At 63.4% G+C, this 22,571-nt stretch carries 15 protein-coding genes; 2 read left to right on the top strand and 13 right to left on the bottom strand.

Going from position 1 to position 22,571, the window contains the following annotated elements; all coding sequences use genetic code 11:
* Nucleotides 1-17: 17 nt before the first annotated feature.
* From gndA to H3S97_RS06515, 3 genes are all read right to left on the bottom strand, one after another.
* Nucleotides 18-1,484, bottom strand: a complete 1,467-nt coding sequence (gene gndA / locus H3S97_RS06525; RefSeq protein WP_198176930.1) for an NADP-dependent phosphogluconate dehydrogenase — start codon at nucleotides 1,482-1,484, stop codon at nucleotides 18-20.
* Between the two features lie 112 nt (nucleotides 1,485-1,596).
* Entirely contained in the window at nucleotides 1,597-3,918 is a 2,322-nt protein-coding gene (locus tag H3S97_RS06520; protein WP_198220055.1) for a KUP/HAK/KT family potassium transporter, read from the bottom strand.
* A 175-nt stretch (nucleotides 3,919-4,093) separates the two neighbouring features.
* Nucleotides 4,094-5,050 carry a TatD family hydrolase gene (locus H3S97_RS06515; RefSeq protein ID WP_198220054.1) on the bottom strand — a complete coding sequence of 319 codons (957 nt, stop codon included), beginning with the start codon at nucleotides 5,048-5,050 and terminating at the stop codon, nucleotides 4,094-4,096.
* A 198-nt stretch (nucleotides 5,051-5,248) separates the two neighbouring features.
* Between H3S97_RS06515 and H3S97_RS06510 the strand changes: the two genes are divergently transcribed.
* Nucleotides 5,249-6,313 carry an alpha-arabinofuranosidase gene (locus H3S97_RS06510; protein WP_198220053.1) on the top strand — a complete coding sequence of 355 codons (1,065 nt, stop codon included), beginning with the start codon at nucleotides 5,249-5,251 and terminating at the stop codon, nucleotides 6,311-6,313.
* 117 nt (nucleotides 6,314-6,430) lie between these two features.
* On the opposite strand, the gene H3S97_RS06505 is transcribed toward H3S97_RS06510, so the two are convergent.
* The 8 genes from H3S97_RS06505 to H3S97_RS06470 form a co-directional block, all read right to left on the bottom strand.
* On the bottom strand, nucleotides 6,431-7,162 hold the full coding sequence (locus H3S97_RS06505; RefSeq protein ID WP_198187596.1) for a hypothetical protein: 732 nt from the start codon (nucleotides 7,160-7,162) through the stop codon (nucleotides 6,431-6,433).
* A 164-nt stretch (nucleotides 7,163-7,326) separates the two neighbouring features.
* On the bottom strand, nucleotides 7,327-8,208 hold the full coding sequence (locus tag H3S97_RS06500; RefSeq protein WP_052690653.1) for a carbohydrate ABC transporter permease: 882 nt from the start codon (nucleotides 8,206-8,208) through the stop codon (nucleotides 7,327-7,329).
* Complete coding sequence (locus H3S97_RS06495) at nucleotides 8,205-9,155, bottom strand: carbohydrate ABC transporter permease (protein ID WP_045934946.1); 951 nt, start codon at nucleotides 9,153-9,155, stop codon at nucleotides 8,205-8,207. The genes H3S97_RS06500 and H3S97_RS06495 overlap by 4 nt, the downstream gene beginning before the upstream one ends.
* Nucleotides 9,156-9,267: 112 nt before the next feature.
* Nucleotides 9,268-10,587 (bottom strand): ABC transporter substrate-binding protein, encoded by a 1,320-nt coding sequence (locus H3S97_RS06490; RefSeq protein WP_045934945.1) that lies wholly within the window; start codon nucleotides 10,585-10,587, stop codon nucleotides 9,268-9,270.
* Nucleotides 10,588-10,815: 228 nt separating this feature from the next.
* Complete coding sequence (locus H3S97_RS06485) at nucleotides 10,816-11,808, bottom strand: glycoside hydrolase family 43 protein (RefSeq protein ID WP_198220052.1); 993 nt, start codon at nucleotides 11,806-11,808, stop codon at nucleotides 10,816-10,818.
* Between the two features lie 138 nt (nucleotides 11,809-11,946).
* Nucleotides 11,947-14,781, bottom strand: coding sequence for a family 43 glycosylhydrolase (locus tag H3S97_RS06480; RefSeq protein ID WP_198220051.1), 2,835 nt, complete (start codon nucleotides 14,779-14,781; stop codon nucleotides 11,947-11,949).
* A gap of 157 nt (nucleotides 14,782-14,938) precedes the next feature.
* A complete protein-coding gene (locus H3S97_RS06475) occupies nucleotides 14,939-16,021 on the bottom strand; it encodes a LacI family DNA-binding transcriptional regulator (protein ID WP_198176937.1) in 1,083 nt (360 codons plus the stop codon).
* The gene (locus H3S97_RS06470) at nucleotides 16,018-18,189 is read right to left on the bottom strand and encodes a family 43 glycosylhydrolase (RefSeq protein ID WP_198220050.1); all 2,172 of its coding nucleotides are present in this window, start codon (nucleotides 18,187-18,189) and stop codon (nucleotides 16,018-16,020) included. Before H3S97_RS06470 ends, H3S97_RS06475 begins: the two co-directional genes overlap by 4 nt.
* 214 nt (nucleotides 18,190-18,403) lie before the next feature.
* On the opposite strand from H3S97_RS06470, the gene H3S97_RS06465 reads away from it, so the two are divergent.
* Nucleotides 18,404-19,987 carry a glycoside hydrolase family 43 protein gene (locus H3S97_RS06465; RefSeq protein WP_198220049.1) on the top strand — a complete coding sequence of 528 codons (1,584 nt, stop codon included), beginning with the start codon at nucleotides 18,404-18,406 and terminating at the stop codon, nucleotides 19,985-19,987.
* A 5-nt stretch (nucleotides 19,988-19,992) separates the two neighbouring features.
* Here the strand turns inward: H3S97_RS06465 and H3S97_RS06460 are convergent, their stop codons facing one another.
* Both H3S97_RS06460 and H3S97_RS06455 read right to left on the bottom strand, forming a co-directional pair.
* Complete coding sequence (locus H3S97_RS06460) at nucleotides 19,993-21,351, bottom strand: glycoside hydrolase family 27 protein (RefSeq protein ID WP_198220119.1); 1,359 nt, start codon at nucleotides 21,349-21,351, stop codon at nucleotides 19,993-19,995.
* Between the two features lie 51 nt (nucleotides 21,352-21,402).
* The gene (locus tag H3S97_RS06455) at nucleotides 21,403-22,473 is read right to left on the bottom strand and encodes a glycoside hydrolase family 43 protein (protein WP_198220048.1); all 1,071 of its coding nucleotides are present in this window, start codon (nucleotides 22,471-22,473) and stop codon (nucleotides 21,403-21,405) included.
* Nucleotides 22,474-22,571: the final 98 nt, after the last annotated feature.

Below are 22,571 nucleotides of genomic sequence, written 5' to 3'. Positions count from 1 at the left end.
CGATTCCGGCGAGAAGCTCAGTCCTGCTTGATCTCGGACTTGTCCTCGGCCCAGAGGGTGTGGAAGGCGCCTGGCTGATCCACGCGCCCATAGGTGTGGGCGCCGAAGAGGTCGCGCTGCCCCTGGATCAGGGCGGCGGGGAGCCTATCGGAACGCAGCCCGTCGTAGTAGGACAGCGAGCTGGCGAAGACGGGGATGGGGATGCCGGCCTGGGTGGCGCGGGCCACGACACGCCGCCAGGAATCCTGGGCCTGCTCGACCGCCTGCTTGAAGAAGGGGTCGAAGAGCAGTGAGCCCGGCTCACGGCCAGAGGCGTAAGCATCGGAGATCCGGTTCAGGAACTTGGCCCGGATGATGCAGCCGCCACGCCAGATGCGGGCGATGGCCCCCATGTCCAGCTTCCAGCCATAGACCTGGGCGCCCTCCTGCATCTCGTTGAATCCCTGGGCATAGGCCACGATCTTGGAAGCGTAGAGAGCCTGGCGAATATCCTCGATGAAGGACTTGCGGGCCTCGGAATCGGCGGCCAGGTCGGCCATGACGGCCTTGGGCTGCGGACCCTTCAGGCCCTCCTGGGCAGCCTGGCTGCGCAGCTCGGGCGAGGAGGACAGCCCCCGTGCGAAGACGGCCTCGCCGATGCCGGTCACGGGCACGGCCAAATCCAGCGCGGTCTGCACGGTCCAGGTGCCGGTGCCCTTCATGCCAGCCTGGTCGGTGACGATGTCAATGAAGGGCTTGCCGGTGGCGGCATCGGTGTGGTGCAGCACCTCGGCGGTGATCTGCACCAGGTAGGAGTTCAGATCCCCCTGGTTCCACTCCTCGAAGACCTGGGCGATGGCCTCGGGCTCCATGCCCAGGCCCCGGCGCATCAGGTCATAGGACTCGGCGATCACCTGCATATCGGCGTATTCGATGCCGTTGTGGACCATCTTGACGAAGTGGCCCGCCCCATCGGTGCCGATGTGGGTGACGCAGGGTTCACCATCGACCTTGGCTGCGATGGACTCCAGGATGGGCCCCAGGGTCTTCCAGGACTCATCGGTCCCACCGGGCATCATGGAGGGTCCCAAGAGGGCGCCCTGCTCACCGCCTGAGACGCCACAGCCCACGAAGTGCAGCCCACGGGCCCTGATGGCCTTTTCACGGCGGATGGTGTCCTTGAAGTAGGCGTTGCCGGCATCCACGATGATGTCGCCCGGCTCCATGAGGTCGGCCAGATCATTGATCATCTGGTCGGTGGGATCCCCGGCCTTGACCATGATGATGGCCGTGCGGGGCTTGGTCAGCGAGGCCACGAACTCCTGCAGGGTCTTGGCCGGAACAAAACGGCCCTCCTGGCCATGATCGTGGATCAGGGTCTCGGTACGCGAATAGTGGCGGTTGTAGACCGCTACAGTATTGCCGTGCCGTGCCAGGTTCCTGGACAGGCTGGCACCCATGGCGGCCAGACCCACGACTCCGATATTGGCTTGAGCTTGTGTCATCACATCACCTTTCGACGGTAGCCCGGAAAGGCCGGGCACCAGGTTCCATGCCGTCAATTCTATGGCCCGGACCCGATTTGAGCCAGGCTGGATAGGGTGAGATTCCACTCACTCAGCCCTTGTGATGCTTGCCGCCCTTGATCTTGCGGGATGGCAGGACCACGCGCGTCAGCTTGGGAACCGCCCGCGTGGAGACGAACAGGGGCTGTACTTCCACGATGGGGTTGTAGGGAGCCAGGCCGAACCACTTGATCGGCGAGCCAGCCACCTTGCGGATGGCGTACTTGACCTTCAACGAGAAGGCGCCGCGGGAGTCGATCTTGGACTCGGGCATCAGGGCCTTGTGGACCAGCACATAGGTGACTGTGCCGATCTGCGGGTCCTCGTCCACCTTGGGGTAGATGGAGGGCTGCTTGGGCAGTTCGCCGCTGTCGATCAGCTCGTGCATGATCTGGTGCAGGTAGGTGGCCACATTCTGGTCCACCTTGAAACCCAGCCTCATGCGCACGCGGAAGAGGTAGTTGGTGCCGAAGTTCTCCACCGAGTACTTGCGGGTGTAGGGGGCGTCCGTGGTCTGGACCGAGACGGCCCACCAGGCCCGGGCCCGCTTGGGTCGGTTGGCGAAGATGGAGAAGAAGATGTCGGTGTCCAGCCGCCGCATCTCCGCGTCCGAGGTCAGATAGACCAGGTTGTCCGCATAGTAAGGGACGCGGAAGTCGTTGTGGAGCATCTCCAGGGCGGGCAGGCACTCCTTGGCCGTCATATGCCGCCGCTGCGAGCGCTCCACCTTGGTGCCCACGTCCCAGGTGTACATGATGTAGAGGATGGCCGCGGTCAGCAGCATGGTGAACCAGCCACCGTGCATGAACTTGGCCATGGAGGCCATGAAGAAGAGAATCTGGATGGCCAGGAAGACCAGGGCGAAGAGCAGGGAGAGCGCCCTCTTGCCGTCGTGCCAGATATAGTCGGCCAGCAGGACGGTTGTAGTGATCATGGTCACCGTCAGGGCCAATCCGTAGGCGGCCGAAATGTGCTCGGAATCCTTGAAGATGGCCAGAACCGTCAGCGTGGCCGCGCACAGGACCCAGTTGATGGTGGGGATGTAGAGCTGGCCGCGGGTACGCGCCGGATAGCGCACCTGCAGGTGGGGCATCCAGTTGAGGCCGGTGGCCTCCGAAACCATGGTGAAGGCGCCCGTGATGAGGGCCTGTGAGGCGATGACACCGGCCGTCACCGACAGGAGGACCGCCACGTAACGCACGGTGGTGGGCATCATCTGGAAGAACGGGTTGAGCCCGTCCACACCCTGCAGGGCCTTATTGTCGCTGTTGCGCAGGATCCAGGCCCCCTGGCCGAAGTAGTTGAAGACCAGGGCGACGTTGATGAAGGGCCAGGTGGCGTAGATGTTGCCACGGCCCACGTGGCCCATATCGGAATAGAGAGCCTCGGCTCCCGTGGTCGACAGAAAGACCGTGCCCATGATGGTCAGACCCACCGGATTCTGCGGGCTGAAGAGGAAACGGATCCCGTAGACCGGATTCAGGGCCTCGAAGATGGACCAGTCGTTGCCGATGCAGTAGATGCCTATCAGGGCCAGGAAGGCGAACCAGACCATGACTACGCTGCCGAAGACCTTGCCGATCCGCTCGGTTCCACGCGACTGGACCGCAAACAGGATCAGGATGATCACGAAGGTGATGACCATGGTCAGATTTCCGTTTTCACGGAAGATCGGAGTCAGCACAGGGATGGTCTTGAGGCCTTCGACTGCCGAGGATATGGAGACCGCCGGAGTCAGCACCGAGTCAGCCAGGAAGGCTGCGCCGCCGACCATGGCAGGGATGGCCAGCCATTTGCCGTAGTGCCGGACCAGGGTGTACAGGGCAAAGATGCCGCCCTCGCCCTTGTTGTCGATGCGCATGGCCACCAGAACGTATTTGACCGTGGTGATCAGCGTGATGGACCAGAAGACCAGGGAGAGCATGCCAAGCACGGCCGCCCTGTCCACACGGGCCATGCCGCCCTGCCCGGCCACGAAGGCCTGCATGGTGTACAGGGGCGAGGTGCCGATGTCGCCGTAGACCACGCCCAGGGCCACGATGCACATGCCCAGGCTGATCCTGTCCGGCGAGGACTGCACCCGCCGCCACCAGCGGCCCAGAGGACCCTTTGGCGGGGTGCGGCGACGCTGGGCCGCCCGCTGGGCCTCGCGCCGAACCCGCTTGAGCTCGTTCTCCTCCTCGCGCGTGCGGGATTTGGCTGAGATCTTGGGAGCCTTGGTAAAGCTCTCCGGAGGAAGTATCGATTCTTTCGTCAGCCGACCCTTACGAGAGGCCGCCGTCGGCTTCGCCGCTTTTTCACCGGATAACCGGGGTGGTTCGTCAGCGCCCCTGCCATCATCCTGAGCCGCCAACTCATGCCGCTCATCCGCCATAGAGCCCTCCATCGGCCAATGCCTTCACTCATCTACTTCCGGGTGCCGTATGTTGCTGTTTGCGCACACGTGCGACGACAACCGTAGCACTCTCCCCCCACACTTGGCAGGGGCGATTCAGACCGCGACACACCATTAGCTTAATCCCGGTCCGGCACCGTCCGTCCAGCATCCCTCACAGGCCGTAAACCCGGCGCGTGGTGGCTGCCGTCGCTTTGGCCACCTGTTCCAGGGGGCGGTCCAAGGCATCGGCCATGGCACGCAGGGTGTAGGGAATCATGTAGGGGGAGTTGGTGCGTCCCCGGTAGGGCATGGGACTCAGGTAGGGTGCATCGGTCTCCACCATGATGTGGTCCATGCCGACCACGGACAGGGCCTGCCGGATTCCCTCGTTGCCCTTATAGGAGACAGTCCCCGAGAAACTCAGATACCAGCCATGCTCGGCAGCCACCTGGGCCATCCGTGCATCCCCCGAATAGGAGTGGAAGATTGTGCGCCCGGGAGCGCCGTCCTCCAGCAGGGTCTCAATGACCTGGCGGTGGGCGTCGCGGTCGTGGATCTGCATGGGCAGGTCCAGCTCCTTGGCCAGGGCGATGTGATCACGGAAGGCCTGCCGCTGGATCTCTTCGGCCCCCTGACCGGTCCGGAAGAGGTCCATGCCCGTCTCCCCGATGGCCACCACCTGATCGGGATATGCGCGAGCCAGGCGGGCGACCTCCTCAAGCGCCTGCTCGAAGGTGACCTCATGCCAGGGCTGATATTTCAGTGGCAGACCGTCCGGTCCCGGCACGCCCCGATGGCCGTGAAGAACAGCCTCATTGGGGTGGATGGCCAGGGCCGCGTGAACCACCCCGGGATGGGCCAGGGCCAGGTCCACAGCCGTCTGCAGGTGGGGCAGCTCGCAGCCCACGTCGATGGCCCCTATCACGCCCACAGCCCGGGCCCTTGCCAGCTGCTGGTCGACCGTGCGGACGGGGACCGGATCCTGCCCGCGCTCCCTAGCCTGCCAATCCATCTCCTGGGCGAAGGGGACCACGGAGGCCATGTGAGTGTGATCGTCGATGACTCCAATGCCTTCGGGCAGCGGCTCGGGGTCGGGAGCCCAGCTGCGGTCGCGATGATGCCTGCTCATGGTCCACAGTCTAGGAACCCGTGCGGCCCAAACCACGACCCGCCCGGACGGCCGCTCCGCCAAAGGGAGGGTCGGCAGCTAGAATCGCCCATGACGGCCCCGGAACGGCCGGAACGGAAGAGCGAAGAAGCGCCCGTCGTCCGTCCCGCCAGTCCCCCGCCGTTGCGGTACCGTTGCCGTAAGCAGGAAAGGTGAAACATGTCTACGGATTGGCAACCCTCGTTGGAGGCGACAAGCGCCTACCTCTTCGTCCACTTCACCGGCCACGAACAGGCTGAGACGGACGAGCAGCTCTACTTCGCCCTCAGCCGCGATGGCCTGCATTGGCATGACCTCCGGGCCCTGGGAGACCCGGTGCTGACCTGGAGCGAGGGCGAGGGCGGCGTGCGCGACCCCTATGTCGTCCGGGGACCAGACGGCCTCTTCCACATCATCGCCACCGATCTGTCCGTCTACCACAGGGGCGGCTGGCAGGAGGGCCGGGCCACCGTGAACGGATCCACCGGCCTGGTCATCTGGGATTCGCCTGATCTGGCCCACTGGGGCAGGCCCCGCCTGGTGGATGTGGCCTCGGCCATTCCCAGGGCCGGCATGGCCTGGGCACCGGAGGCCTGCTGGGATGCCGACAGGGAGCAATGGATAGTCTTCTGGGCCACGGCGGCGGCCGACAGCGCCGAAGATCCGGCTGCAGCCGATCTGGCCAACGAGCTGGGTGACGGCATCAACATGTACTACGCCACCAGCACCGATCTGATCACCTTCTCCCGCCCGGTCAAGTGGATCGACCGCAGCGACGGAATCATCGACACGACCATGCTCAAGGCACCCGACGGCTGGTGGTACCGGGCCTCCAAGGATGACCAGATCACCCTGGAACGCACGCACAACCCCTATGCGGTCACCCATGAGCTGGTGCGCACGGACGACGATCAGGCCTGGTCATATCTGTCCAACCTGACCGACATCTTCGGCCAGGGACGCTACTCCTCACGCTATCTGGAGGGCCCCGAGCTCTTCCTCTACAACGATGCCGATGCCGCTGGACCTGACGGACGGGCCATGCCCTTCGGCCTGATCTGCGACCAGTTCGCGGAGGGCCGGGGCTACCTGCCCTTCCGCTCGGCGGATTTGTCATCCAGGCGGCGACAGGACTGGGCCTTGGTCACGGACATGGACTTCGGTCGGTTGACCAAGCGCCACGGCTCCATCATGCCCATCACTCAGAGCGAGTATCGGGTTTTGAAGCGGACCCTGACCCGCTGAACGGCTTCTCGGCAGGTTCGGGCACGCGTGAGTCCGTGCCTGTCAGTCGTGCCCACATGGGCGTAACGGCAATCCCCTCTCCATCCCATGCAGGTATATGAATAAATACTCGCCGACTCAGCCGAAGTCCATGTAGTCGACGAAGGCCCGGATGTAGGATACGGTGTCGGCTACGTTGCTCAGCCCCAGGATGGCATGATCGGGTAGCCCGGGCACCTGCCTCCAGCGTGATGATCGGGAGAGATCCAGACCCATGGCATGGGACGGATTCGATACCTGCCGGCCCCTGGAATCCACCAGAACGCCCTGGCCAGCCAATCGCCGCAGGTCGCCGTCCTTCAATCCTTGCGAGGGCTTAGCCACCAGCCCGCGCTCACACAGGGTCGGAAAGAGGTCCGTGGGGGCGATCACCATGTTGATCTGACCCGCAGTGACCTGGGTCAGGGCCTTGGCCGAATCGTCGTAGCCCTGGCCATTCAGGGTCAGGGTCGCCTCCATGTCGACCAGCCGACCATCCTTGATTCCCCGGTCGCGCATGAATCCCTGTTTGAGCCGGTCGAACCCCTCCTCCTGGGCGCTCATGTTGAAGCCCTGGACTGAAATAAGCGGGTCCGGCGGCCTGGTCAGTCTGGTGACGACCAGGCTGACCAGAAGGGCCAGTACCAGACCAGCGGTCAGAATACCCGGAAGGAAGTGCTGGGCGAAGTAGGGCCAACGCTTGGCCGGCGGCAATTGCCTGAAGATGGTCCACTTGGACTGACCGGCGTGGGGATCCGCCGATGCCAGAACCCCCAGGGCATCCTCCTGGTCGGAGCTCAGCCCATACTGATCATCCTGACGCTCATCCATGCCTGACCTCCCCGTCCACGACGCTCACCAGCCCAGTTTAGATTCGGAACAAACAAGGGGCCGACGGAGGGTGGTCATCCCCCGTCGGCCCCTTAGGCATCAAGCACAGCGACCCATCCCTCAACGGGCCCTGTACCTGGTGCCGATGATGTCTGCCTCGTCGCTCACTTGATGCCCGTCATGGCGATGCCCTGCACGAAGCTCTTCTGAATGAAGAAGAAGACGATCAGCAGAGGCAGCGCCGAGATCAGGGCGCCTGCCATGACCACGCCGTAAGGCGTGACCGATGAGCCATGGCCGGTCAGCATGGCCAGACCGGCGGTGATGGTCCTGGTCTCCGGGCGGCTGGTCATGATCAATGGCCAGAGCAGGTCGTTCCAGTTGCCCATGAAGTTGAACATGGTCACCACCAGCACCGCGGACTTGGCGTTAGGCAGGATGATCTGCCAGAAGATGCGGAACTCACCGGCACCGTCGATGCGGGCCGCGTTGTCCAGATCCTTGGGCAGGGAGATGAAGAACTGCCGCAGCAGGAAGATGCCGCCCACATCAGCCAGCCTGGGGATGATGATGCCCCAGTAGGAGTTGACCAGACCCATGCTTGCCAGCAGCTTGTAGACCGGGATCAGCAGGGCCATGGCAGGAATCATCATGGTGGCGATCAGGATTCCCAGCAGGAAGCCGCGCCCCTTGAAGTCGATCCTGGAGAGCCCGTAGGCGGCCAGGGAGTCGAAGAAGACCGAGAAGACCGTCACGGCTCCGGCGAATATCACCGTGTTCATCAGCTGCTTGCCGATGGGCATCCGCTGGAAGAGCGAGGTGTAGTTGTCCAGGGTGAATGAGGAGGGAATCACCTTGGGCGGCCAGGTCTGGGTCAGCTTGTTGGGTGTGAAGGAGGTGATCAGCACAATCAACAAGGGGAAGATGATGATCACCGTCATCAGGATCAGCAGGAAGTAGGTCAGGACCCTGGCCACCATGTGCCTGGCATGGGCCCTCCTGAGCAGCTTATCGTGCTCGATTGCGGTAGGAGTCGACTGGCTCATCCGATTTCCTCCTTCTCATGCTTGTTGTTCCATACCAGCTGGATGACACCGATGATCAGCGTCATGATCAGCAGGACATAGGACAGGGCGGATGCATAGCCCATCTTGCCGTTGCCGAAGGCCTCGGTGTAGATACGGTAGACGATGGTCTCCGTGGCGCGGTCGGGGCCTCCGGAGGTCAGGATGAAGACCTGGTCGAAGACCTGGAAGGATCCGATCAGTCCGAAGATGACTACGTAGTTGAAGGTGGGCAGCAGACCGGGCAGGGTGATGTGCAGGAAGCGCTGCCAGGCGTTGGCCCCATCCAGGGAGGCCGCCTCGTACAGGTCCGGGTTGATCCCCTGCAGACCGGCCAGGAAAATGACCATGAAATAGCCGAAGTTCTTCCAGACGGTGATGAAGATGATGGTGGCCAAGGCCGTGGACTTGGTTCCCAGCAGATCCATGTGCTGGATGCCGAAGAGCACCTTGCCCCAATAAGGTATAAGACCCAGGGAGGGCGAGAGGATGAAGCTCCAGGCTATGGAGGCCACAGTCAGCGAGATGATGTAGGGCATGAACAGGCAGGTGCGGAAGAAACCGACCCCCTTGATGTCCTTGCGGTTGAGCAACAGGGCGAAAGCCAGGGCCACGATGACCACCAGCGGCGCGTAGGCGACCGCGTAGATGACCGTGTTGCGGAAGTCGGTCCAGAAGTCCGCGTTCGTGAAAAGCTCGGCATAGTTGTGCAGACCGACAAAGATGCCCTTGCGGTTGATGCGGTCTGTAGTCAGCGAGGTGAAGAAGGTCTTGATGGTCGGGTAAAAGACGAAGACCGACAGGACGATCAGGGCCGGGGCTATGAAGCTCAGCCCAATCCGGATATTGCGCCTTGAAAGGGTTTTCTTGTTGTCCTTGATGACCGCGTCGGCGCCCTGCGCGGGTGGGATCCCAGTGGTAGTGGACATAAGTACTCCAAAGTGCCGCCCGGACGCCGGGCCCGGGCGACGGTCAGCCATGAGGAGACCGGTCGGCGGCACTACTGGCCGCCAGACCGGCTCCTCAGGGGTGGATGGTCAATCAGTCCTCAGCCTTGTACTCGTCCAGATACTTCTGGATCTTGTTGGAGGCTTTGGACAGCGAGGCGGAAATGTCATCGTCGGTACGGGCGGTGTTCTGGGTCACCGAATCCAGGGTGGCCGAGATATCCCCGAAGCCGCCCTTGAGGCCGGCGATGCCGATGTAGGAGTTGTCCGTGTTCTCGGAGACCTTGGCGATCAGGGGGCGCTTGGAGAGCTCTTCGGTGGTCACGGTCTTGTTGTTCGGCGGATAGGCGGAGCCCAGGGACCACATGACCTGATTGTCATGGTTGTTGTAGTACTTGAAGAAGGCGTAGATGCCCTTCTTCTTGGCCTCGTCCTTGACCTGCGAGGTGACCCACCAATACAGGCCGGTTGAACCGGTGTTGGAGCCCTTCCTGCCGTCAGGGTAGACATAGGTGCCGTCTCCGTTGGGCACGGGGAACAGATCGTGATTGATGCCCTTGTCGGTGGCTGCCTGGTCCTCCCAGGGGCCGACGATGACCATGGCGGACTGGCCGGACTCGAAGGACTCGCGTGCAGCGGTGTCATCCATGCCGGTCTTGGAGTAACCGCCCTTGTAGAACTCGCGCATTTTCTGCAGGAAGGCCTTGTTCTGCTCGGAGTTGATGGTGACCTTGCCCTTGGTGTCGTAAAGACCTGTGCCGTTGCCCTTCATGAAGGCCGCCCATCCGGAGTCGGACAGGGCCATGCCGTACTGGGAACCGTCACCCTTGGTCAGCTTCTTGGCCACATCCAGGAGCTGGTCCCATGTCTTGGGATAGTCCTGATCGGTCAGACCGGCAGCCTTCCACATATCGGTGTTGTACCAGACGGTGGTGGGCGCGTAGCCCATGGGGACCGCGCACTGCTGCTTCTTGCCATCAATGGTGAACTCGGTCTGCTTGGTCACGTTGGGCAGGTAGTTCTTGGTCTCGTTGGAGGGATCGTCATAGAAGTCCTGCACGCACTGGAAGGTGCCGTCGATGGACCAACCCTGGCCGTTGTCGGCGCCGGTGGTGACGAAGTCGGGGCCGTCGCCCGAGGTGACCTTGGTGACCATGGTCTCGCCGATGGTGCTCCAGGGCTGCAGCTGGGCGTCGATGTGGTACTTCTTCTGCGACTTGTTGAAGTTCTCGACGATCTTCTTCAGAGTCTTGCCATCGGCCTCGGAGAATCCGTGCCACATGACGATGTTGGTGACGCCGTCCTTGCCCTTGGCATCCTTGCCACCACTGCCGGAACCGCAGGCCGAGAGCCCCACGGTGCTGAGCGTGGCAAGCGCGATTGCGGCTACCGCAGCCTTTCTGATTGCCTTCATTGTCTCTGTCCTTTCGACATCAAGCAACGGTTACAAAGGAACCGATGACGACCGGAACAACCATGTCCTGCCCATCTGGTCCAATGGCTTGCATCGCCTGGTCACGCTCCCAGATACGTGAACGTAGCCCACGCCTTTGTAAACCGACATCTTTCTAACGTTGCAAATTATATAATACTCACTTCTCCAACGATGTACAAGCGTGTCGGGCATGGCCCGGCAATGCCCTCAATGACTGCCATCGGGAGGCAGGATCCGACGGCTCGTCGGGGTCCACCGATCGTCAGGCAGAGGCCTTCCGAAGTCCGGGCCATGGTCGGTCCAGGTGACCAGTCCCACCCTGGCATGGCGGTTGGGATCGAAGAGTGGGTCCCCTTCGATATGCGTGTAGTTACGGGCATGGTAGATCATCAGGTCCTGGCTGCCGTCCTCGCTGACCGTGAAGCAATTGTGGCCGGGCCCGTACTGGTGGTTCTCCTCAGCCGTTTTGAAGACGGGATGATCGCTCTTGGTCCAGGAGGCCGGATCCAGCAGGTCGGCATCCTCACGGGCGGTCAGCATGCCCACTGCGTAGGGGACCCCGGTGCCTGAGGCTGAGTAGGTCAGATAGATCATGCCCTGGTGAAGCAGAACGGCCGGCCCCTCGTTGACCTTGAAATCGATGCATTCCCAGTCATATTCGGGTTTGGAGAGCAGGACAGGATCGGTGGCCAACGTCCAGGGATCGGCCATACGGGCGATGTAGAGATTGGAATTGCCCTCGATGGCCGGATCCTTCTGGGCCCAGATCAGGTACTGATTGCCCCCGATCACCGTTGTGGTGGCATCCAGGGAGAAGGAATCGATCGGGGTATGGATCTGCCCCTTCTCGGTCCACTCGCCATCCATGGGGTCTTCGCCGGTATTCTCCAGTACGTACATGCGGTGGGTGGGCAGATCGGCAGAGCCGAAGTCCTCCTCTGCAGCCGCAAAGTAGATGTACCAGGCCCCATTGATCCGGTGGAGTTCGGGCGCCCAGATGTACCTGCTCATGGGACCGGACTCGTGCTTGCGCCAGATGGTGCGCTCAGGGGCGGCCTGCAGGTCGTCCAGCCTGGCGGCGGCGCGCAGGATGATCCTGTCGTAGGCCGGGTAGGAGGCGGTGAAATAGTAGAGGTCCCTGTGCTTGATGACCCAGGGATCGGCCCGCTGGAGTACCAGGGGATTGTGGTATGCGCTCATCATGTGTTCCTATCACGAAGACAGAGGTACTGGTCTGTATGACCAATATACAACGTTGAATATTAACGGGCCGCCACCCTCCGCCGGGCGAACGAAGTTGAAGGCGGAGGGTGGCTTGTGCAGCGGGCCCGTTCGGGTTCAGCCCCGGGCTCGGCGAATGGCGGTGAACACCAGTGCGCCCAGCCCCAGGACAAGTGCCGCAGATGCAGCAGCGACGGGAGCCGACAGGGCCGATCCGGTCAAGGGCAGGCGACCGGCCTTGCCTTCCTTGCCGAACCGACCTGCGGGTGCAGGAGTGGGGTCCGCGGCGGGAACAGTCGCATGATTGGCATCGCCATCGGCCTCCTCTTGAACCTTGGCATCGGTCAGGGGACGCGAACCCCAGATTGCCGCGGCACCTGCTGCCCTGGAGACATCGGCACCGGCATCGGTGAAGACATCGCCGCCCAGCCCTGAGAAGAAGACGACCGGATGGCCCTGCTCATCAAGCTGTCGGCCCAGCCTGGCCCGATAGACGCCGTGCAACAGGGTGCCCGGATCCGCCGAGTCCACCTTGATGGTCAGATTGCCGGCGGTCGCCTTCCAGGAGCCCTGCACCTGGCCGCCCAGCCGACCGCCGGCCAGCAGGCTCACTGACACCGACCGGTAGATGGCCGGGCTGGACAGACCGGACCCCGCATAGTAACGGACCGGATCATGGACCACCACCTGGTAGTCGCCGACCACCTGGCTGGCGGAGACCCTGCCCACCGAGTCCCGGTATTCGAAGGGCGTCATGACCAGCCATCCGTCAGGGGTCTGCACCATCTGCTTGACCCGGACCTGATGTTCTTCCAGGTTGCCCTCAGCACGCACGAAGCGTGTGTGGTAAACGTTAAATACACGATCGTCGTCAACCAACAGAGCGTTGCCCCCCTGGGAGGTCAGCACCTGGTCCTGTCCGGGCTGGGCGAAGGAGGAGTCGATACGCAGGCCCCGGTTGGCATCCAGATCATTCATTGCACGCCCATAGACGGCCGGCTTGCCGTTCTGGTCCAGGTAGGGGCCGGTGATGGAACGGGAACGGAATTCACGCATCTGGTAGCCCCCGGTCTGCCCGAGTCCGCCGTAGGAAAGCATCAGATACCACCAGTCGCCCTGATGGACCAGGGCGGTGCCTTCGCCTGAGTTGCCGAAGCCTCCGGCGAGTTTGTGCCCGTAGTAGGCGTCGGACTTGTTGGCCTGGGTGGGGTAGGTGGTGGAGTAGTCGCGCAGCCCGGTCTTGGGGTCCAGGCGAATCATCCAGATGCCGCCGAACCAGGAGCCGAAGCTCATCCACAGGCCCCCCTGCCCGTCATCCTTGACACAGGCGTCAATCGCATTGATACCCGTATCCGTGAGGCTGGCATAGCGCGACAGATCGGCATTGGGCCCCAGCACCTTGGGCACGTCGGTGGCCGCCACGTTGGACTTCTGGAAGCCGGAGTAGACCACCGGTCCCACCAGGCTCCAGTCCCCCTCGATGTCGTCGGCGGTCAGCAGGACGATGACCGACTTCTGGAAGGGGAATCCTCCCCCGTTCAGGCTCAGGTACATGCACCACTTCTTCATGGTGGCGTTGTAGTAGACCTCGGGCGCCCACATGTTGCCGGTCACGTCCGGATTGGAGGACTGCTTGGGCCATGCCTTCCAGATGGGATCCAGAATGCGCTGGTAATCCCGGCTCAGATTGTTGGTGAACGGCTCCCAATGCTTGAGGTCGGTGCTGCGGGCCCAGGCCCGATGCGATCCGAAGACGTAGTAGCGCCCTCCGGCCTTGACCACGGAGGGGTCATGTACGGAGACGCGCGAGTAGGCGTTCTGACCGTCCTTGGAGGTGCCCCTGACAACAAGCCGGTAGTCCTGCTGGATGGCTTTGGCCTTCAGGGAGGACCTCGAGGCCCTGTTCGCCTGCAGCCGGGCCGTCAGCGTAACGGGGACATCACGCTTGCCGGGGACCACATGCGCCCTGCCCGTGGCCGCATTGACGCTGACCGTTCCGGGAGCCGAAGAGGTCCACCTTACCGATGCGACACTAGTTGAGACCGGCAGGTTGAAATCACCATCCACGGCTGCAGGGACCGCCAGTGATGTGGCCTGCTGGTCGATCAGATCCCCCAGGTCCTCCGAGGGCAGGGTGGCGACGATCTGGTCGGCATCCAGGGCCTGCGGATAGACGGCGAATGACTGCACTGAGCCATGGAAGAGCGCGTCGCCTATGCCGGGGTATCGGGACTGGCCGATTACGTTGTGGCGGTGGTCGCCGAAGGCGGCGGGATTGACCGTGGCCTTGCCCTCAGCCACCTGCAGGCCGTTGATGTAGAGCCGGACCATGTTGTTCTTGCCATCGATGGTGGCAGTCAAGGTGGAGAAGCGGTCATCGGGCAGGTTCTTGGATGCCGGCAGATAGGTCTCGCCCTGGCCGTTGGCCTTGGAAGTGATGGAGGTGTACAGGGAGGTGTGGGTGGAGACGGTCCAGGAGCCGACGGCCTGCTGGCCTGTCCCCCCCAGCGACCAGAGGTAGGTCCAGGGGCCTGAGGCGTTGAAACTGTCGTTGCGCACGCGGATGGACACCGTGGCGTTGGCGCGTCCGCTCAGTATGTCATCAGGAAGTTTGACATAGGTGGTTCCATCGAACAGGAGCGCATCGTCGGTCTTGACTGCCCCTGTCGGCCGACCATCGGCGTCCAGGATGCGGGCCGGGCCGAAGGATGAGCCTGAGACGGTATTTTCTGCCTCCTTGGCTCCTGGAGCGAGGGCCGAAAAATCGTAGCCGAGCAGGGGCTGGGGCTGACTGGCCGACATCCTGGTTGTGGCGCTGCCGTCGGCTTGGGACTGATCCGCCCAGGCTGGGGATGCGACTGTGCCGCCCGCCAGTATCATGCCCATGAGGGCCGCCGCTGCAACCCCTCCTCGACCTCGTCGTCCTGCGTCTGATGACGATTGATGACGCATGTTCACACCTTTCCATATAGGCATCGGAGCGACTGCGCTCCGACCGGCAGGCCTCCATGGTCAGCCGATGCCGCCTCAAATCATTCGAGAACGTCTTCAGTATATTACAACGTTAGAAATCAAGAAACCAGGAACACTCGAAAAAGAACATCAGCAATCAGACGGCGATTTCGTTTCCGGGCAGGGCACGGGTTGAATTGCGGACCACCAGCGAGGAGGATACCTTGCGGAAGACGTGCTCGCCTTCCTTGGTAGTCAGCGGCTGCACCCCGTTGATCCTGTCCTTGAGAACACGGACCGAGAGCCTGGCCACGGCCTTGAGCCCGGGCGAGATGCTGGTCAACGAGGGCGACAGATACTGGGAATCGTCCGAATTGTCGAAGCCGATGACCGAGATGTCGTCCGGCACCGACATACCGTGCATTTGTATGGAATGCAGGACCCCTGCCGCCAGCATGTCGTTCAGGGCCACCACACCGTCGGGGACGATGCCCTGGTCCAGCAAGGAGTTCATGGCATTGACCCCGTCGATGCGGTGCCACATGCGCGATGGGGCCACCAGCCGGGGATCGTAGTCCAGGCCGGCCTCCTCCAGACCCTGTCTGTACCCCTCCAGGCGAAGGGCGGCCGAACCCAGCTTCTCGCCGGGGTGGGTGCCGATGACCGCCACCCGACGGCAGCCTGTGCTGATCAGATAGGCGGTGGCGTGCTTGGCTCCCTCCACGTTCTCCGTGGCCACATGATCAAACTGATCACTGAAGATCCGCTCCCCCACGACCACCAGGGGGTAATCCACCCGCAGCTGGTCCAGGTCGTCCATGCCCAGCTCCAGGGGGCTGTAGATGAGGCCGTCGATCATGGATCGCTGGGAACCGTGCAGGGCCTCGATTTCACCCTCGCGCGAGTAGAGGGTGGGCTCCACCAGCACCCTCATGCCCAGTTTCTTGGCCTCCTCGATGACCAGGGAGGAGAGCTGAGCAAAGTAGGGCATGGCCAGATCCGGTATGGCCAGGGAGATCATTCCCGTGTAGCCCAACCGCAGGTTTCTGGCCGGCACGTTGACCCGGTAGCCCAACTCCTCTATGGCCTTGTTGACCTTGCCTCTGGTGGCCTCGGAGACGAATTCGTAGTCATTGACCACGTTGGAGACGGTCTTGACCGACACTCCTGCTGCCTGGGCCACATCCTTCATGGTCGGGGTGGAACCACGTCCTGTGCCGGGGGAAGCGGCTAAACTCATAAGACCCTGACCTCCAAGGTTACCGTGGCGCGGGTGGGGTCGAGCTCCTCATCCGTCTGCATATCCAATACGGGCATCCCCTCAGCAGACCAATGTACCCGCCTTACCTGACTGTCGCGGCCAAGGTAGCGGTCCTGATCATGCTCGGCATTATGGAAGACGTAGATCATGGTGTCGTCCTCGTCCTGGGACCACATACCGTGGCCGGTGCCCAGCTGCCAATGGCCATTGTACTTCCCGGACTTCTGTAATGGGTAGTCCAGCTTCTTCCACACGCCGGGATCGCATAGATCGGCCCCGACTCCGGCCGGTGCGGTCACCAGTCCGGTGGTGTAGTCGATGCCCACCAGGGAGCCGGAATAGATCAGGAAGATCCGGCCATCGTGGACCACGGCGTTGGGCCCTTCGGCAATCATGTTGTCCCAGGCGAACTCGGGGACGATGATCTGCCGTGGCGTGCTGGTCAGACGGTCGGGGCGGGCCGGGTCGAAGGCGGCGATCCAGACCGATCCCAGCTGCTGCCAGGCGTAATACCAGCGGCCGGTATCGTGCAGGACCGTCATGTCCAGGCTGATGCGCTGGATGGGATTGAGAGGAGTGCCGTCAGCCCGCAGGATGGGTCGGGGGCTGTCCCAGTTCTCAGGCCGGCGAGGGTCCAGATCCCGGCCCTGGTCGTCGCGGCGCAGCTGCATGATGTGGCAGCAGCCCGTCCACATGTCCGGCTTTCCGGCCCGATCATTGGCGGTCCCGTCCGGGTTGGTCCGCGGACCATCGAAGCAAGGCATGAAGAGGATGGAGAGCCTGCCGCCGATCAGGTGGATCTCCGGGGCCCAGAAGCAGCCGGTCATGACCCGGCCCTCGCTGTTGCGATCGCCCCTGCGCAGCAGGTCCACCTCCTTTTCATGGCCGCCGGCCTGATCGCTCAGGCCCTCGATGGTGTCGGCCACCCGCAGGGGCATGTGCGTGTGCCCGTTCAAGGGGTCGACGCAGTTGCCATCCGCATCCTCGGTGGCGATGAACATGAACAGGCGCTGGCCTCTCCAGGACCAGCGGAAAATGGAGGGATCAGCACGCTGCCGGGCGAAGGGGACCGGGTAGGCCGTCTGCCGGATCCGTCCGCCGATCAGCCTGGTCTCTCCAGAATCCAGGCGACCCTGGGCCAGGTCGCTGGTCAGACTGTCCAACTGGCTCTGGTCCCAATCCACCCCGCGCAGGGCGGTGGACCCGTCGCTGTAGAGGAGCCGTGCCTGGACCTGACGGACCGGCTCCAGGCCGTCGCCCCGGGACACCTGAACCGGATCCACCTGCACGCCGGTGTTATAGATGCGCCCGAACCGTTCCAGCAGACCCCGCTCGCAATCGGCGCTGACCCGCACCACATTGCCGGCCAGAATGCCCTTCATACCGCAGTCCTCCTCCAGGGCGCGCCGGCGATCCGGGGGCAGGGGGTCACCCTGGGCCAGGGAATCGTCATCCTCCAGGACCTTCATGTCGGCCACCATGCCCATCTGCGTCGGGTCGTCCACCGTGGCCGTGCACAGCCGCCCGCGGTCGTCGTCCCAGTAGAGTCGGCAGCCCTGGCCATCGTCCAGAAGCCGCGCCCTGGGCCGGTGGACCCCATGGGCTCCCAGGATATGGACCTGCGGCAGCCGTCGATAGGTCAACAGATCCGGGGAAAGAGCCGTCAGGAAGGAGTCGGCCTGAGAACCGTCCGGCTGGCCACCCCTGGCCGTCCTGGTGGCCAGAATGACGAAGGTACCGTCCCTCAGGGGCAGCAGGAAGGGGTCAATCAGACTCTTCAGAATCAGATCCTGCCCTGGAACCACCGCCAGTTCCTGAGCCGCCTGCGATGCCTGGTGAGCGTCCAGTCCAGGGTTGTGCCCGCCCTCTTGCGGCGCCGCCTCGCCAGGTAGGGCGGCCCCTGCCGTGCAGGCGCCACGGGCGCTATCCGGCACAGCCTTGGTGGGCACAGCCGCAGCGAAGAAGATGCCGTAGTCGCCGTTCAGGGGCTCCCAACGGCCGGTCGCCCGCGATCGCAGCGCCAGGTGCATGCTCAGGGCGACATCCTCGTTGTTGGCCTCCTGCCGATCAGTGGGATGCCGGGTGTAGCACATGAGTGCAACCCCATCCCCAGATTCTCGTCCACCGTCCAGAGCATCCTCACCCATGACGATTCCTTCCATCCGGCTTGCCGGCTTCAACGCCGGCGACTATCGTTTCTAACGATAGAAATTATACATGGAGGTCAGTCCCCCCGACGCCCGATGCCCGCATGGATGAGGCCGGGCTGTTCGCTCATCCGAACCGACTCGGCAAGGTCGGCCATGCGCCACGGGTCGTCATCGATGTCGATCGGGCTGCCTTCACGGAAAGCGAGGAACCATGAGAAGACCCAAACGCACCGGACGGGCCATGAAGGCCCTGACTGCCCTGACGGCGGGTCTGGCGATGCTGTTGTCGGGGGCCTTGGCCGCCTGCTCGAACCAGCAGCCGTCAGCCAGCGGCGCAAAAGCCTCCACCACCCAGGAACCCAAGCGCGTCTCGGTCCACGACCCCTCCGTGGTTCGCTCCGGCAAGAGCTACTACGTCTTCGGCTCGCACCGGGCCTATGCCCGCAGCACGGATCTGGTCAACTGGACCCCCTTCACCAACAACCTGAGCCGCGATTACAAGAAGATCTTTGCCAAGATATGGAAGGACTGGCCCAAGCAGTCCTCCAATCCGGATGTGACCGGCAACATGTGGGCGCCCGATGTCTACTACAACGCCACCATGAAGAAGTGGTGCATGTACCTGAGCCTGAACGGGGCCGAGCATCGTTCGGTCATCGTCCTGCTGACCGCCGACCGGGTGGACGGCGACTGGACTTATGTGGGACCGGTGGTCTACTCCGGCTTCACCCGGGCCAACTACATGAGCACCGACGTTCCCAAGGTGCTGGGCTCGGACCCGGAGCTGGACCGCTATCAGTCCTACACGGATACGGGTATCAATGCGATTGACGCCTGTGTCAAGGATGACGGGCAGGGTGGCCTGTGGATGAGCTTCGGCTCCTGGTTCGGCGGCATCTGGATGATCCGCCTGGACCCCAAGACCGGGCTGCGCGACTACTCCACCACCTACCCCACCCAGGCCAACCAGTCCGACGCCTACTACGGGCACAAACTCGCCGGAGGCTTCGGCAACTCAGGCGAAGGATCGGCGCTGCTGCACACCAACGGCCACTGGTACCTCTTCCTCTCCTACGGCAAGCTGGTGCAGACCGGGGGCTACCAGATGCGGATGTTCCGCTCGGACTCCATCACCGGCCCCTACCTGGACCAGCGGGGCAACCCGGCCATCGCCACCAGCGGCGAGGCCGACAACTGGACCAGTGAGACAGGCATCCGCCTGATGGGCTCCTACCAGTGGAGCGGAGACAAGAAGGGCGACATCGAGGTCTCGCAGGGTGGGAACACGGCCCTGCACGACAAGGACGGCCGGGACTACGTGGTCTATCACACCAGGTTCTCCGACCGCAAGGAGGAGCATCAGATCCGTGTCCGGCAGCTGATGCCCACGGCAGACGGGTGGCTGGTGGCTGCCCCCTATGAGTATCTGGGCACCAAGGCCGGCGGCCCTTACAACGCCAAGGACGAGGCCGGCACCTATGAGCTGGTGGAGCATGATCCGACCATCTTCTTCAAGGGACCGCGCAAGGTGACCGACACTCACAGCACCCGATACCGGGGCGTGGTCAAGGCCGTGGACATCCGCCTGGAGCCCGGCGGCCAGGTGACCGGAGCGCGCCAGGGCCACTGGCAGGTCGACGACCGGGGACGGTTGTCCATGGACCTCCAGGAGGAAGACGGGACCGTGACCTACCAGGGCGTCTTCGTCCGGTTGCCCAGGGACAAGGACCACCGCAAGGTCATGACCTTCAGCGCCCTGGGCAACAACGTCTGCATCTGGGGCTCCAAGCGCTGATCGCCTCAGCGGGGATCCAGAGCCACCCAGACCACGCCGTGTGCAGGCACCAGGGCCACCAGATCCCGGTCGGCACCCTGTCCTTCCAGGCTGACCTGGGCGGACTCAGTGGCCCGGCCCTGCCACAGGTCGACCGGGGTCCAGGCCCTATCCGCCCTATCCAGACCCACCAGGGAGGATAGGGCCGTCCTGACCCGCCGGGGGCGATCCCCGGTCCAGAAGACAGCCGCATAGACCCCGCCGGCATGGGCCGAGGGGGTTCCGTCGGCCCAGTCGCTGGCCAGGGCTCTCCAGACGATCTCCTCGCCTAAGGTCTTCGTGCCTTGTTCATCCCCGCCCTCGACCGGCTCCCGGATGATCTCACCGTTGTCGGCCGAACCGGCGGTAACCTCCTCCAGGGCCGGGTTGTCCAGCAGCGACAGGGTGTCCTCATCGCTGCTGGGAAGGTCGCCGCCCACCATCAACGGCGAGCGCCCCATGGCCCAAAGGGTCAGCATGGTGCGCTGCTCGTCGGCTGTCAGGAGGCTGGACCGGTCCCCGCCCCGCTCGGCCCGCAGTCCGATATGCCCAAGAGGCAGCATGTCCGCATCAGCCCAGTGGCCTGTGCTCTGCAGAGGCGCCCAGCGGGCCAGACGGGCGAACTGGGCGTAAAGGTCCTGCCAGCGATCCCAGAGGTCGTCCGAAATCCGCCAGAGCTGGGCGTGATCCCGCAGGAAGCCAAGGTGGGTGGTGGGCACCCGGGTGCCAGGTGACAGGGAGAGGGTCATGGAATGCCCATGGGCCTGCTCGGCCTTGCGTATAGCCCGGGCGTAGGCGTCGATCTCCCGGTCCATGAAGGGGGCCTGCATATCGTCCACCTTCAGGTAGTCCACCCCCCAACGGGCGAACTGGTCAACCTGGGCGTCGTACCAGGCCTGGGCTCCCGGATGGGACTGGTCCAGACCGTAATTGTCGGGATTCCACGCACAGACATGGGTGGTGTCGGCAACCTGGGCGGCTGTATAGGAGGTGCCGAGGACGGGCAGGTCCCGCTCGACCGCCAGCCTGGGGATGCCCCGCATGACATGGATGCCGAAGCGCAAACCCAGATCGTGGATCCGCGCGGCCAGAGGGGCGAACCCCTGACCGTCGGCCGCCGACGGGAACCGGACCGGATCCGGCAGCTGCCGGCCATAGTCATCCAGGACCAGAGGCGCCTTGGCGTTGTAGCCATGGGCCCTGGCGGTCGGGTCGTACCAGGCGATGTCTATGACGACCGTGTCCCAGCCCACCGGGAGCAGCCTGTCGCGCATGACCCGCGCGTTGTCAAGCACCTCCTGCTCGGTGACGGTGGTCCCGTAGCTGTCCCAGCTGTTCCACCCCATTGGTGGTCTCCAGGCCTTGTCCATGTCGTGCTCCTTTCTCAGTGCTTTGTTTCAGTCCTGCTGCGCCAGAGGGCGCAGACGTTCGTATTCCTGCCGGGTCAGGGACAGGACCCCTCCGTGCTTGGTATGGGGGCGCAGGTGGAAGTCCTGCTCCCGGGCGTAGCCGAACCCGGCATCCGGATCATCGCTGACCATGGGCCTGTAGCCCACTGAGGGGATCACATCCACCAGCAGGTACCAACGGTTACGGGCATGATCGGCGTAGAGGGCAGGACCCTCCACGCCCGAGGGGTTGCCGTCGGCGCACCAGTTGGCGCCGATCCGCTCCTGGATGGTGGTCCACCGGGCCTGTGGCAGCCACCAGCGAGGATCGTCGGTGCTGTCCAGCCAGATGCCCCTGCCATAGCCGTTGTCCTTGGTGGCCCGGTAGGTGCGCAGTCCGCCCCCAGGCAGAGGACGCTGGACCATGGTGGTGTCGATGGCATTGCGACCGGTATCGATAAGGACTCCGCCATAGCGGAAGTGCTCCTGGGTGAAGTCGGTGGTCGCCCCCCAGAGCACCCGGTCGTAGGCGGACGGATCGGCATGGTCAGGATCATCCTGGTCAAAGAGCCTGGATGACCAGTAGAGGACGAAAGCCCCCTGTCCCGGCCCCTCATAGTCGGGCACCCATAGGCACTCCGGCGCCCAGGCCATACCCAACGGGACCTTGCTGCCGTCCTGGTGCAAGGACACATCCAGTGGCCAGGGGCCCGACCAATGAATCAGGTCGTCGGTGGACCAGATCATCAGCTTGGTGCTGCCATGGCGGGACCAGTGATCCCAGCCGCTGCCCTGCGACCGATCGCCGCCGAACACCCGTAGATCTGTGGCCATGACATAGACCCGGCCGTTGCGCGGATCACGCACCATGTAGGGATCCCGCAGGCCGGTGGTGCCCAGGTGCGAGGTCAGCAGCGGCCTGCCCCCGTACAGCGGATCCCAGCTCAGAGGGTCATCGCCTCGCGACAGGTCGAAGTAGAGGCGCTCGGCATACCCCTGGGGGTCTTCGATGAAGTGCACCATCAGATACCCGTAAGGGTCGGTTCCCTCGACGTCCTTGTGAACCTTGTCGCTCAACATCTGCTCCTTTGCCCTAGTTGCCGATCCTGTCGGTCTTGACTTGTCACTCGCTATTTTACAACGATGTAATACTGCTGGTCGGGACCATCCGTGACGCA

It is taken from the genome of Bifidobacterium choladohabitans, from assembly GCF_016102005.1.
Classification (GTDB): Bacteria; Actinomycetota; Actinomycetes; order Actinomycetales; family Bifidobacteriaceae; genus Bombiscardovia; species Bombiscardovia choladohabitans.
This window is presented reverse-complemented; position numbering and strand designations above follow the sequence as displayed.